Below are 14,064 nucleotides of genomic sequence, written 5' to 3'. Positions count from 1 at the left end.
ATCCACTATCGGCGTGCTTGCCGCGGAGACACGCAGTCACAGCAGGAAGATCAGCGAGTACGACTCTGATGCGAAACCGTGGGTGTTGCGTGACGACCGGTGACGTAGTGAGGGAACTTAGAAATAGTCCGCACTTCGCTCCACGCGTGTCCTGCTGAGCGAGAAGTCGTGATCGCTGCACGTCAAGCGGACGAGGGTTTATACCTTTCAGGTTCCTTTGAGCAATTAAGCGACGCCCGAGAATCCCCCGCATCTACAAGCTGACGATGCATAGACCCTCTCTGGTACACTAATTCGATACCGCAATCCCTGGTATCATAGACTCTTGCCGACGCGAGGCCAGCGCGTCGTCGGACGTCGCGTGTTAGCAGTACGATCAGCGGACAGCACGCGATACTAATGACACGAAAAACCGCATCTGAAGTCGGTGAAAGCACAGATCAGGGCACCGAGAAGAACGTGGCCCTTGAAACGGTAGAAGACAAAGCCAGGGAAGCTCTCAAACACGATCACCCAGTGAAGGACTGTGACGTCACCGTTCGCGCTCATAACCATGACCACGACTCCAGTCACAGCGTGACTGACCACCTCATCAGAACAGGCGAGGAGTGGATCGCGGTTCAAACGTGGTCAGAAGTCGGCGGCGGAAGCGGCGTTGCAGTCAAAGATCACGGCGAAACTCTTCAAGTTGAAGCGTTGGAACTTGATCGGGATCTCATCGCTGACCGCATCTGCAGTGAAGCGCTTGACGCGATCGACACTCACGAAACGGTTGGGCAACCGGTCAAACCGTTCACTGCCCTTGTCCGAAACGTCACGGAGGTCGCGGACGACCTCGTAACCAGATGGCTGACTGGGTCGGAACAAGTCGTCAAAGAGAGGCTCTACGAAGGGCATGCTGGATGGACCGGGCGCACTGCGTGGACCGCGCACGAAGATGAAGCCATCTACATTGAAGCAGACAGGGCGGCAACGTGGTTCATTGACGAGCACGTCACCGGTGATGTGAGTGACGACGTCGAAGCGACCCTTCAGGACATCTACGTAGAGGTGTTATATGACGCGATCAGAGATCACCGTAGCCGACGAACACCGCATCTGGAATATGGAGTGGAGGTGACGCTCGTAGACTAAGATCACTCAAGCAATGCTGAGACATGGGTTTTTGAAACCTCGTTCTGTTAGTTGATAACGACAATCTATGGCGGAGAACCCTATCGTCGTGGATCCCGGCCGTGAAAACCGGCAGGACAAACTACCTTATCCGATCGTTCAGTACCCCGCTCACTACGGTGTGTTCATCGGCTTCAAACCAGAGCCGGATGGCGACCTCCATTTTTGCAGCTGTGCGAAGGACGCGATTCGGAACTATATTCGGTGTGAGGTGGAGAATCCTGCTGTCTCTGGCCGTACCCCCTCAGTTGAGAACATTTTCAGTCGGAAATTTCCGGAGGATACGCTTGACCAAGTCCCTAATACGGATGTTGACTCACCGGATGCCGTTATTGAGGACCTCAATTTTGCCGACCAGCTTTGCCACCGCTGCAATGGCGTTGTCCCCGAATATCAGTACTGTCACGAGATGTACGGCACTGTCTTCATGCAAAAACACGGTTGGTATGTCAATCAGCAACAGTATGAATACGGAGTCTGCGGTGGAAATGACTATCTCCACGATGCCCTCCCCGAAGATATCGCCGACATCGTGGACGATGGCTTCCGGGACCGCATTGACCGATTCGAACGCCTCCAAGAGAAGAAATGGGAACGCGAACGGGAAATCCGGGAGCAGAAAGAGGAAGCGGTTGACGAGGTCCGGGACGAATTGCCGGATGATATTGACCGGGAGGAGCGGTACCGCCGGATCCGCGAGGTTCGGGAGCCCTACGAAGAGATGGATCCACTACCCGACGACGAAGCCGAGGATTTTGCGGAGCTGCAGGACCAGTTGCAGGCGGAGCGCAAGGAGATCATGGACACTGTCGAGAACGAGGTTCGGCAGGCGTTCGGCCACTACAAGAAGGGCAACCGGTGGACCAGCGAGACCATCCTCTACCAGATCGTGGAGTCGAACTATCCTGATCACACCATCAAGCGTCACTACCGACCGGACTTTCTCGACGGACTGGAGTTAGATATTTTTCTGGAAGAAGCCGAGGTCGGGATTGAATATCAGGGAATCCAGCACTACGAGGCAGTGGAGCACTGGGGTGGCGAGGAAGGCCTCAAACAGCGGCAGGAGCGTGACCAGAAAAAGAAGGAACTGTGCGACGAGCACGATATCGATCTGGTATGCATCCGGCACGACCAGGAGTTGACGGACGCACTTATCGAACGGACAATCAACCCGTTGATTGAGGAGTGATGCTGCTGCGTGGTGTCAGGTGGTACCCCCTCCTTCTGCAGAGGACCGTCGGTGGTGGTATTGGAGACTTCTCGCGTCCGCTTGGACAGCCGCCAATCAACACCCTCACGTGTGGTCTGTACAGCGATTCCGTAGTTTCCATTGTTGGCCTCGCTGGTCTGGGAAGCTTCGGACGCAAATACAGGTTCTGTAACACTAATTCAAGAGTTCGTCCACACCAGGCGCTGTAACGGGTGTATTCGATATTTCACGTGTCGTCTCTTCTATCGTTGGGGTAGTTGGAGCCAGATGTTTGTGTTCTATCTGGGGTCTGAATCGGCTATGAGGCAGAGTTTTAAAAGTGGGTAGATTCTCAACCTGTTCGGGTCGAACCAATGCAACAGACAAACGCAAGCGTTCGAGTACAGAAGCTCGACGAAGCAAAAGAAATCATCGCAGAGTTAGAAGAACAGAAAGGAATGGAATTAGGCGGGCCGCGAGGTGCGTTGTTCCGTGCTGGTGGCACTGTGGATTCCGTGCGGGCCTACAGAGGGCATATGGAGAAGGCGATGGGACAAACAGCGGGACTGGCTATCGAAGGTGGGTACGACGATGTCGCGTCGAAAGCCTCCCAGCTCATCGCAGATCTCCAAGAGAGCCAGTCAAACGACGACTAAGCGGTTACTCACACTACCATCGTTCGTGCGGGCTCTTACTGGTAAATTGGAGTCTCGCAGCAGATCTAGTGAGAGTTGAGAGTCACTATCCGTTGGGGTCGTAGAACTCGTTCGCCCAAGAGCACTCTTGGAGTCCCAGCTAAATTTTCCCCGGTATCGAACTAGTTACCGAACAGGTAGCCAAACCCCCTCTCCCAGAGTGATGTCGTCGTTGAACACGAAACATAATCGCGGAACATCGCTACTAGCGCCGAGCATAACTTTCTGGTGAAGTTCGTGACTGTGAAGATTGATAGTGTGATAGATCTCATTTTGAGTAGTAGTCATAGAGTTAAGTCTGAAGAGATGAATACCACGCAACGTTTATCATTATCACACATACACTACAAATCATGTCTTCAAGTCAAACTACTTCTTCTCTCACGACGCTCTCGTATCAGCCGTCAGACTGGGTAAACCTCGAAGTTCCGGGCGAGATTATTGACAATAATTGGACTGATGAGGACATTCGAGGTGATGCTCGACACCGGGCGGCTAGTCCGAGTATTAGCAAAGACGCGTTGCGAATCGCTTGGAAGCAGGTGGAGGGTGAGTCTGACCGTGATCAAGTGAAGCAGAGTAAGGAGGAGACTTTCGATCTTATCGATTCAATGGACTCTGGTGGATTAAAGTGTATGTACGCAGCCTATCGATTCACGAGAGGGGTAAAAGAGGAGTATATCGACTATTACTACAATGAAATTGCTGGGGACGTAGATTCGGGGTACAAGGACCTCTATGATTCACTTGATAAGCAGAACCGGAGAGTCAGCAAGTGTATGTTCATTTATTTGTATGACAAGGAGTCACTGAAAAGTATCTTTACGCTTGATCATATTGATCGCCCCAAGCCTCGTGAAATCGGCCAAGCTGACAACCCTCCTTCGAATCCGATTGATGATCTCACTGTAGGAGATGTCGAAGATGTACTAGAAACGTCAAGTCGAGACGCGCAAGAGTGGCATTCATTCCAGTATGGCGGTAGTCATTTTTTGACGATCAAGCGGCACTACCGTGACGCGGTAGATACCCAAACCACGACGAACGAAGAAGTAGAGCAAGCGGAATATGTCGTTTCTAAGTTCGTTGACGACAAGGTTGAGATTCATACTGAGAAGAAATCGACGGCGGGGACGGTTCGAACATCATTGGCCGGTGCGTATCATGACACAGACGTAGAGTTCGAGAGGGCTGAAGAGCGTAAGCCACACGACCATTTCGATGGAATCTCCCCGATAGACCTTATTGAAAATGTTGAGAATGTAGGGAAATACGTCGTGACGGGGATACTCACTGGTGATTCAAAGCTGACGAATAACCCCACTGTGAAGTTACGAACCAACGGTGAAAGGGTGCTTCCGGCTATTCAGGACCTGCAAACGACGAGCGATCAATTCTTTACCGAAATGCGGAGGGTCAAACATATCGCAATCGAAAAAGACGACACGACCTATACGATTTTTCCCCGTCAGGATGAGGGGAATGACTATGAATGGTACGTCCGGTACCAAGCTGCTGGTATCTCTGATACCGAACGTGAGGAGTTTGAACACGATATGGAGGAGGCCCTAGATATCACTCCTTGTTTTGTTTCATCAGAATGAGTGTCTCTATCGACGATATTCTTGACCCGTCGTTTGAGGGGAATGGACCGGGCTTAGAAGATCAGCTGGATGAACTTGAGGAGGCTGGACTCGGGTCCAAGGTGCCGGTTACTCTCATTGAGTGTACCTCGCGTGAGGACGATGATTTTGAAATTGCAGAAATTGAGGGGTGTGATAGAGCCATAGAGGTTACAGAGGCACAGCAGGACGCAGGAATTGTATCGTGCGACTGTGGACGTCAAATCGATCTCAGTAAAAAGAGGCCAAAAACCCAGTTTCGGTTCAAGACAGACTTCGATGAGGTTCGGAACTATATCCAGAGCGAATCTAAGAAAATAGAATCAATTTTTTCTGCTCAGAAGAAGTCACTGACATATTTAGGATACAGATTCAACGGTCAGGTCCTGAGAATAAAGCGTCAGGGGTTCCGAGATAGAGAACCCATTCAAGATACTGTTGATGTTCATCTTTGTACGACCAGGCTTCCAGAGCCAGTTGTAAAGACGATAAAACTCTACCGACGACAAGCATTCTTTGTTCTTGTTGGCAATGGGGTCGGGAACCGGAATTATATGGAGCAACTCAATTTGCCGTTCATCGAATTCGGAGAACTATATCAAATGGAATCGGATGCACAGATAGAGAAGCTCCAAGACTTAATCGAGTCAGCGTGCCATATCGGGGAGCTCACCGATCTCGATACGCGAGCACGCATTGCTGCTCAATTGTACGAGAATCACAGAGAGGAAGTCGGAGATATAGATCGAATCAATGAAGATGTGTTTGAATACATCGTCAATACTCTTTTCAATTATTGCTTCAGAACCTCTCAACTCTTCGGGACCACGGAAAGCGGGCTAGAATTTCCGGACGGGACTCTATGTCTTCAAGTCGATGGTACTGGCCGATTGTATCTCTGGGATGCCAAGTATTCAATTCCAGAGAAAGAGCCATACGACCTAAGCGCAAGCGATCAGCGAAACATGACGAAGTATCCTCGACTGATCCGAGAAAATTCTGAGATGATCGAGGAGGATTTCCCGATTGATTCATTTGCTGGTTTCATTTTCATTTCTCCAAGAATGGATGCGAGTGATCTGGAAGGTTTCGCATCAAAGCTAGCTGAACAGTACAGTGACGCCAGTTACATGAACGGCGCACCGATCATTCAGATTCGTGCTGACGCTCTGATCGAACTGTACCGGGCAGTACGCGATAACAAATCTGAAGCAAAAAAGATCCAGCAGACTCTCCGTTTGGAGTTTAATCGGTTGCTTCAGCAAGATACTGATCATATTTCGGAGACAGAATTCAGAGAGTATCATGAGGAGAAGCACGACGACATGGAACCTGAAAACTGGCCATCGCTTGGCTCTACTGAGATTACGCTCTTTGACGTGACAGTTGACGATGTTGAACGGCTGTTCGAAGATGCGTTGGCGAAAAAATCACCGCCCCAAGTCGGTCTTGATTCAGAATCTCTTCGAGAGACGATGAGACGACTTGATAAGTGAACACCACAGTACTCAGTACCTATCTCTATACACGCTGTGGGCGGTTCCAGTGTGCAATAACAAGTTTGAATGATCGTGTAGAGCGCTTTAGGTGGCTTCTCAGTTGCTGTGTTGGGTGAGGCAGTAGGGAAGGCCGAGAACTTCGACAGCTTCGACGTCTGGGGCTTTGATGACGGCTTGGCCTTTGCCGTATTTTTGGAGGTCTTGTTCGTAGCCGCGGGGGATGGAGGGGACTTTGGTGATGACTTCTTCGCGGAGACCGAGGAAGATGTTGGTGTTGGTTTGTTTGAGGATGTCGCCGTCGATGTCTTCGGGGTTTTGCGTGATCATGAAGAGGCCGAGTTTGTCTTTGCGGCCTTGTTTGACGGCATCACGAGCGCGGTTGACGATGTATTGTTCCCGGAGAGTGTCGGGGTCAGAAACGTAGTTGTGGGCTTCGTCAACGGCGACGAGGAGCGGGGTATCCTTGACGTTGGGATCGACGTTGTAGTCGTCGATTTTGTTGTCGATGATGTAGGAGAGGATGGAGAGGACGGTGAGTTCTTCTTTTGCGCCGTGGAGGTGACTGGTCGGGACGACAGTGACCTGGCCTTCACGGAACACGGCGTTTGATACGTCGGGGAGGGGATTCGTGCCGTGGTCGAAGACGTCGCGGTAGGCGGCGTCGGTGACGCGGCGCATGATCGCGCTCCATGTGCCGTCTTCGATGTTGTACCGCTGGCGGAGCGGACTTTCTGAATCTTCGTTGGTACGGAGGTATTGGAGGAAGCCGTCGTACGTTGGCGTGTCAGTATCGGAGAAGTAGGCGTCGATACAGTTTTCGAGGGCTCCGCGCGTGACTTCCGTCGGTGTGTACGGCATGAGGAGTTGCGGGCGGTGTTCAACGAGAGAGAACGGGATCGTCAGGTTCCGGCTTTCTCCGGTTGTGGGAGCGTTTGTGTTCCCGATATCGGGGATGAACGTCTCGAAGTTATCGATACCGCCGACCTCAATGCCTTGCCGTTCGAGCCGCTGAACGAGTTCGTCCTCGTTACGAAGTTCGGGGTTGCCGTTCCGCATTTCGGAGTACTCGTTTTCGGGATCGAGGATGACGAGGTTGAGGCGGCTGTATTCGGTGTCGCCGGTCTGGTGGTTTTCTATTGGGTACCGCTTGTCCGTAGCGAACTGTCGGAGCAGGTTTTTCGTGAAGTGCGTTTTCCCTTTCCCGGTGGAGCCGGCGACGAGGGTGTGCCGGAAGATTGCGGGTTCGCCGGACTCAACGTCCTCGGTCACGGGGTCAATGCCGGGGTTGTTGATGAAGTAGGGGAGCGGGTCGCCGTCCACGGTCATACGGTCACCGCCGACGGAGAGGTACCCGGCGAACACACCGTCTTGTGGGATGTTGAGGCCGGTGCGAAGATACTCTTCGTCAAGGGAGAACGCGACAGGCGTGTTGGGTTTCGGGATTTTGTTGACGATGCTGCGTTCGAGTCCGTCGTCGGTTGAGGAGATGATGGCGATGGGTTCGAGTTCGGCGACGAGGACGAACTCTGTCTCGTCAAGGGCGTGGACTGACGCGATCCGGTTGTGGGTGTCCGATTTGTCGTCGAGTTCCGTGTAGGGTTCGTATCGGAGCCCATCGACGACGGCGAACAGTTCGTCAGCTTGCTCGGTTGGGTCTGACCCAGGGTATGGGATTTGGACGTAATCGCCGACGCGGACGTCATCACGGCAGTCGGTTTTTACGAACGCGTTGACGGTATACTCGCTACGCGTGACGTGGATTTCTTCACTGGCAACGACGTGTCCGAGTTCGTCCTCGTCGGCGTCAGTCAGCGAGTTCGGAACCGTCGTTTCTGGGACGGTGGTCTGATCGTCCGTCTCCCTGTCTGTAGTGTCCGTCTCGTTATCGGTGGGTTCGTCGGTACCGGTGTCGGCACTCGTTGATTCGTCGTTACTGACGGGATCGCGGTCGAGGATGTCGTCTGTGTTGTCGCTCATTATTGGAGTTGGGTGTCGGGTGCTTGTTCGATGTCGTTCCAGCGGCCGTCCCAGTTGTAGTCGTGGGCGTAGTCGGCGGTCGTAAGGAAGTCCCGAATCGTGTCACGGTTGTCACGGCTGATCCGGGCGATCCGGTCGGCGCGCCCGACGGCCTGTGGGACGTCCTGGGTCTGCGCAATCTCTTTCAGAACTTTGTACTGGATCTGGTTGCGGGTCTGTTCGTCGTTGATCATGAGCCGCGGTGTTTCCACGCGGAGTACGTCACCGGTTTTCGGGAGTCGGACGTAGAAGAACGCTCGCCGGTAGTCGGCGGGGTCTCCGTGTGATAGGCTCTCGCTGTACGGTTCTAGGAGTTCGAACGATTGCCCGTCAACAGGGGCTTGCTTGTGGACAAACCATGACGTGTACGTGAGGTGTTCGAGGCTGTCGTCGCGTAACACTTCGGCGACGAACTGATGGTCGCGTGTCCACGGGACATCGAGCTGTCCACCGTGGTCGTTCGTCACGTGATTCGCGGCGAGTTTCGCGTCCAGGGCATCGAGGAGTTGACTGATCGTGGAGGTCTTCACGACGCCGATGACTGGATACCCGTGTTCGTACTGGGTGTCGATGACGTCGATGTAGTTCCGAATGATCTCGGCGGGCTTGTCCCATGCGCCGGCGGGCGTAGTGCGGCCGACTTGGTCAAGAAGAACCCAGTAGAGGATGCCAAGCGGGTAGACTGCACCGTCGATGAACAGTAAGCCATCAAGATCGTCAACGTGAGTCGCGGCGTGAGTACTCTCCGCAAGGCCTTGCGCGGCGCTGGCAACTGACTTTGAGAGAGTCGCAGAGCGATCTGTCGGTGGGAACTGCACGACTTCGCCGGTGACGCGATCGGCTTCGAACTGTTCGGCGTGGAGCGTGCTTTCGCTGTCTGCGAGGTACACGACCGTTTCGACAGTGCCGGTCTCCTCAATGCGCTTATCGGTGTCAGCGCCGGCGACGCCGAGCTTGGCGTACGCGGTGTCCACGATGAGTCCGTTGTTGAACTCCAACGGGCGAGTGGTGCTGGCATCGAGCCCATAGGTCGGTGTCCCCCACGGGTCGCCGGTCCACGTGCCGAGTTCGTCGATCCGCGTCTTCTGGTAGGTCGGGTCACCGAGTGTGGTGACGCGTCCACCGTCCTGTGAGAGGTGCTCGAAGAGCCGGCGGGCGTAGTTGGCTTGTGGGGTGACATCGCGCGGAATGTTCGTGTCAATGTGGTCGAAGATGTCTTCGACGATGCTGAGTGCGTTCGTGTCCATCAATCAGCCCCCGCGGTACGCATCGTGATCTGACTCGTGTTGTCCGACTCGTCGATGGTCACGTGGCATTCGTGATCAGCCCCGTGGATGAGGGCTTCATCGTGGGAGACAACGATGATCTGCGGGACATCCCACTCCTTGATGGTCGTCAGCATTTGTTCGAGTTGCCCGACGTGTCCTTCATCCAGGAACGTCGTCGGCTCGTCAAGAATGAACGGTGGGAGTTGCCCGCGGTTCCCACCGTGCAGTTCGGCGATGAGTTTGTAGATCCCCGCGCGCAGCGCGAGGTTCACGATTGCGCGCTCGCCGCCGCTCGCGTTGCTCGGGTCTTCGGTTGTCCCGTCGTCACGGAGCAGCCGAATGTCGTACTCGTAGCTGTCCCGCCGGTCGTCGTACGTCTCCTCGATGATGACCTGCTGGTAGCTACTGTTCTTGTAAATCTCTTTGAAGATGTCGTTCGTGTACTCGTTGATGTAGGCGAGGTACTGCTCGCGGAGATCGGATTTCGTGCTTTCGTAGACCGAGATGACCGCATCAAGTTCGTCGTAAACCTCCTTTGCCCACTGCTCTTTGTCCTCGAACAGTTCGATCTGGGCTTTCGTCTCACGCAGCGAGGTGAGCTCCGTTTCGAGCCGTGTACGCTCGTCACGTGTCTCCTGCAGTTCGTCTTGATACTCGTCGCGCGTCTCCTGGCGCTGCTCGATCCGTGTGTTGACGCGCTCCAAGTCCTCACGTAGGTCCTCTACATCCTCGTCGCCGAGTTGCGCCTCGATATCCTCCTTCTCGTCTTGGAGGCGAGCGATCTGACTGTTGAGGTCGTCAATCCGATCACGAGCGTGCTGGATGGCTTGCTGTTCCTGCTCAATCGTCGTCCGTAACTCGCTGATGGTATCGTGCTTCCCAACCGCGTCTTCAACGGTTTCCTGAACAGCTTCGACCTCTTCGACGCGCTCCTCGGCAGCTTCAAGCGCGGCCTCACAGTCACCAACGACAGTCTCCTGTTCTTCAATAGTGCCTTCCAGTCCCTCGATTTCCTCTTCAACGTCCGCGAGATCGTCGTTGATGTCCTCGATGTCTCTCTCGATATCGCTAATCTCGTCTTCAAGATCGGCCACCGTTTCTTGCTGGTCGGCCACCTGCTCGAACGCGTCTAAGACATCCTCCCCAGTCTCGATGGCGTCGTTGACCTCAGAGAGTTCCGCATCGAGCGTTGCTTCCTGCTCTTCGAGGTCATCGATGTTTGCCTCTAAGTCTGCGATGGTGGACTCGTGGTCCTGGATAGTGTCCTCCAACTCCTCAATACGGGACTGCAGCTCGTCCGCCTCGTCACGAAGGGATTCCACCTCGTCTCGTGCCGTTGCCAACGTCTCGTCACGGTAGGTAATCGTGTCCAGCAAGTCCTCACGGAACGCCTGCAACTCATCTTTCCGTGACTGCAGGCCCACCTCAGTCTCCTGGGCGTCTTCCACAGCCTCCTGCGCAGCGGCAATCGCAGCTTCCAGCTCCTCAACCTCACTCTCGATGTGCGCGTCCTCAACAGTCTGCCCACACTTCGGGCACTTATCCTGCGCACCGAGTTCCTTGATCTCCGCGAGGTCCTCTTCGTAGCGCTGCTTGTCGTTTCGATGCTCCGTGACCGCGTTCCCGATGTCGTTCAGGTCCGCGTTGGTGTCCTCGATGAGCTCCGGGACCACCGTGTCACGAAGCTCGTCTAAGTTCTCAGATGTGACTTCCACGTCGAACTCAGAGGCCTGGTCTGCGAGTGCCTCGACACGTTCTTCGAACTCCGCTTCGGCAGCCGTGAGCTCATCTTTAGCAGTCGCCAGTTCGGACTGCACCGTTTCGAGGTCGGACTCTGCCTCCTCGAAGTCACCAGTTGCCGTCTCCAGTTCCGCACGCGCTGTTTCGAGGTCCTCCTCGGCACGGTCGCGCTTCGTCGTGACTTCCCGCTTGGTCGCGGTCACGTCTTCTCGCTCGTCGCGGAGCTCTGCAAGCCGCGCCTCGACCGCCTCCTCGTGGTCATCTGTGACCTCGTCCCCATCAGCAACCGCGGGGAGGAACGCAGCCACGCTCTCGTTCCGCTCAGTCGTAAGCGAGTCTCGTTCTGCTTCCGCGTCGGTGAGACGGTCAGTAGCGTCGTCGAAACCCGACTGCAGGTCCTCACGCTCCTCTATGAGGTCCTCACGCTCGGTCTTGGCCTCAGAGAGGCCGTCTTCGAGACGGTCCAGTTCTTCTTGGGCGTTCTGAAGGTCGTTCTCGCAATCGTTGCGTTCCGTCGTCGCCTCTAAGAAGGATTCCTGCACGGCTTCGTTCGCGTCCTCAGCGCTCTCTGCAGAATTCAGGTCGTACTCGACCGCTGTATCGAGGGCTTCGATGTCACTTTCGAGCGTGTCGATCTCGTCCTGTGCCTCCTCGATGGTGGTCTCACTCTTGTCGATGGTGGACTGTTGATCAGCCCGCTTCGATTTTGTCTCCTCGATCTGTTCTTGCTTCTCGTCCTTGCGTTCCTGCAGGTCCTCGTAGTCCTCAATGTCGCTCTTGATGCTGGTTCGGTGGTTTTTCAGCTCGTCAATGAACTCCTCGATTTCCTCGATGTCTGCTTCGAGGTTGGCGATGTCGTCGGTGAGCGAGTGGATTTCGTCTTCGTACTCAGCTTCCGTTTTCCCGATGTCATCGAGGTCCTCTTGGTAGTTCTCCCGACTCGTTTTGTTCTGGTCTTGGACGCGACCGGCACCGCGGCGTGCCGCTTTCATCCGTTCGATGTGCTCGTCAAGTTCGTCTAATCCGAGGAGGCTGTCGATCATCTCCGCGCGGTCACCTGCTTCGATGAGACGGTCGATTTCGCCTTGCTTGACGTAGACAGAACTGGAGAAGTCGTCTTCATCCATCCCGAGTAACCCAATCACCTCTTCCCGGACGTCTTCGATACCGGTTACTGGATCCGAGAACGACTCGGAGTCCAACGTCGCACTGTTCTGGGTGCTCGTCGTGTACAACTCCCAGGTCACCGTGAACTCTGTCCCGTCAATCTCGAAGACCAGTTCTACGACGCCCTTGTCTTCACCGCGCCGGACTAAATCATCGAGATTGAAGTCGTTCGTTCCGACGTTCCGAATCTTCGAGAGGAACAGCCCGCCGAAGATCCCCATCAGGAGAGACGTTTTCCCGGCACCATTGTCACCGCGAATGAGGATGGTTCCATCGGGAAATTCGACCGTCTGATCCTCGTAGCTTCGAATATTCTGCAGCGTGAGCGCTTTAATCTTCATTCGCCGCTCACCTCCCCGTCCGCGTCATCGAGGTCAGGGTCGACGTCCCGCTCGTCGAAGGCGTCCGCCTGGGCCTCCTTGATTAGTTCTTCCATCGTATCATCGATGGCTGTCTGGGCAAGATCGTCGTCTGTGCGAACCCGCTCTTCGATGTCGGTGGCGATGTCACTCAGGTTCTGGTCAGCGAGCTTCTCCTCGATGAGCTTATCAGCGCTCTGGATATCCCCCTGCGGTCCGTCCTCCAAGTCAAGTTGTCTGCGGCCGCGACTATCATCCACTTTACAGACTGCCGCGCCCTTGTCTATCGCCATATCGTACACGTCGCTTGACGTGACGGGCGTCCGCTCACCCGTGAGCTTCACAATAGCGACCTTGTCGTCGAGCTGGTGCCGGTCCAGTTCATCGCGGGCGAACCCGTGACTGTCATCCTCGTCGAATTCGATGCGGATCGACTCGAATTCCCGAGTGTTAAGTTCGATCTCCCGGCGGTCGAGATCCCCGTCTTCGATTTCGAGGAGACTGACGGTGCGCGGTTCGATTTCGTCTGTCGCACATCGATCAGTTGACCCGGCATACCACGCTGGAACACCCTCGACAATGCGGCTCTCCGTCTTGTGGTAGTCACCGAGCGCGAGTGCGTCAATATCGATGTCCACCCGGTCAAGGACGTCGGTCAAGTCGTGATCTGCGTAGAACTCGGGCACGAGCGGCTCGAAGAGTTGGTGCATGCCCAGCAGTCGGAACGCGTCAGGGTTCGGGGGATCTTCGAGGGTGAAGTCTGCTGCGTGCCATGCCGGTTTGGTGACGGCGTCAATCCCGTAGATGGCGACGTCATCGTTCACTATCGTCGGCGTTTGGTCAAGGCGCTTTGCGGTCCCCGTTTCGCGGATGAGGTCGAGCCACTGTTGATCCATTTTCCGGTCGTGGTTCCCGACGATCCCGTAGAACGGGATGTCCTCATCAGCGAGCTTTCTGAGAATCTCGATACAGTCTGTAACGATAGGGAGTGACGGTGTTCGGCGATGGAAGAGGTCGCCGGTGTGGATGACTGCGTCGACGTTCTCTTCGAGTGCGCGGTCGATGGCGGCCTCGAAAGCGCGTGTGAAGTCGTCTCTGCGAGTGTCGCTTCCATATTGTCGATTTCCAAGATGCGTGTCACTTAGATGGAGGATCTTGGTCATTGGTATCCGGGTTATTGTAACCTGACAGCGGAGGGTACAATAACGTATGGCAACCAAGGTGAAACTAAAGAGAGGCTGAGTAAGGCTCAGAAGTGATGACGGCAATGGCGCTTCTCTTTCCACCTGAGGTGTGGAAATTGTTTCAGTATGTCTTTGTCCAGGGGGTGAAA

Annotated in this window: 9 protein-coding genes; 5 read left to right on the top strand and 4 right to left on the bottom strand. The window is 54.7% G+C overall.

What is annotated here, in order from left to right; all coding sequences use genetic code 11:
* The first annotated feature begins 399 nt into the window (after positions 1-399).
* The 5 genes from N5098_RS14790 to N5098_RS14770 all read left to right on the top strand — a co-directional run bounded on the left by N5098_RS14790 (position 400) and on the right by N5098_RS14770 (position 6,178).
* The gene (locus N5098_RS14790; protein ID WP_267638661.1) at positions 400-1,134 is read left to right on the top strand and encodes a hypothetical protein; all 735 of its coding nucleotides are present in this window, start codon (positions 400-402) and stop codon (positions 1,132-1,134) included.
* Positions 1,135-1,201: 67 nt separating this feature from the next.
* Positions 1,202-2,365, top strand: a complete 1,164-nt coding sequence (locus N5098_RS14785; protein ID WP_267638660.1) for a hypothetical protein — start codon at positions 1,202-1,204, stop codon at positions 2,363-2,365.
* Between the two features lie 374 nt (positions 2,366-2,739).
* A complete protein-coding gene (locus tag N5098_RS14780) occupies positions 2,740-3,021 on the top strand; it encodes a hypothetical protein (RefSeq protein WP_267638659.1) in 282 nt (93 codons plus the stop codon).
* Between the two features lie 392 nt (positions 3,022-3,413).
* Complete coding sequence (locus N5098_RS14775; protein WP_267638658.1) at positions 3,414-4,664, top strand: hypothetical protein; 1,251 nt, start codon at positions 3,414-3,416, stop codon at positions 4,662-4,664.
* On the top strand, positions 4,661-6,178 hold the full coding sequence (locus tag N5098_RS14770) for a hypothetical protein (RefSeq protein ID WP_267638657.1): 1,518 nt from the start codon (positions 4,661-4,663) through the stop codon (positions 6,176-6,178). Before N5098_RS14775 ends, N5098_RS14770 begins: the two co-directional genes overlap by 4 nt.
* A 99-nt stretch (positions 6,179-6,277) precedes the next feature.
* On the opposite strand, the gene N5098_RS14765 is transcribed toward N5098_RS14770, so the two are convergent.
* Genes N5098_RS14765 through N5098_RS14750 form a run of 4 tightly spaced genes read right to left on the bottom strand, consistent with a single transcriptional unit; the run spans position 6,278 to position 13,894 of the window.
* Entirely contained in the window at positions 6,278-8,158 is a 1,881-nt protein-coding gene (locus N5098_RS14765) for an ATP-binding protein (RefSeq protein ID WP_267638656.1), read from the bottom strand.
* The gene (locus tag N5098_RS14760; protein WP_267638655.1) at positions 8,158-9,444 is read right to left on the bottom strand and encodes a DNA double-strand break repair nuclease NurA; all 1,287 of its coding nucleotides are present in this window, start codon (positions 9,442-9,444) and stop codon (positions 8,158-8,160) included. The genes N5098_RS14765 and N5098_RS14760 overlap by 1 nt, the downstream gene beginning before the upstream one ends.
* A complete protein-coding gene (locus N5098_RS14755) occupies positions 9,444-12,713 on the bottom strand; it encodes an AAA family ATPase (RefSeq protein ID WP_267638654.1) in 3,270 nt (1,089 codons plus the stop codon). The genes N5098_RS14760 and N5098_RS14755 overlap by 1 nt, the downstream gene beginning before the upstream one ends.
* Entirely contained in the window at positions 12,710-13,894 is a 1,185-nt protein-coding gene (locus N5098_RS14750; protein WP_267638653.1) for a DNA repair exonuclease, read from the bottom strand. Before N5098_RS14750 ends, N5098_RS14755 begins: the two co-directional genes overlap by 4 nt.
* Positions 13,895-14,064: the final 170 nt, after the last annotated feature.

Source organism: Halovenus rubra (assembly GCF_026586665.1).
GTDB lineage: Archaea > Halobacteriota > Halobacteria > Halobacteriales > Haloarculaceae > Halovenus > Halovenus rubra.
This window is presented reverse-complemented; position numbering and strand designations above follow the sequence as displayed.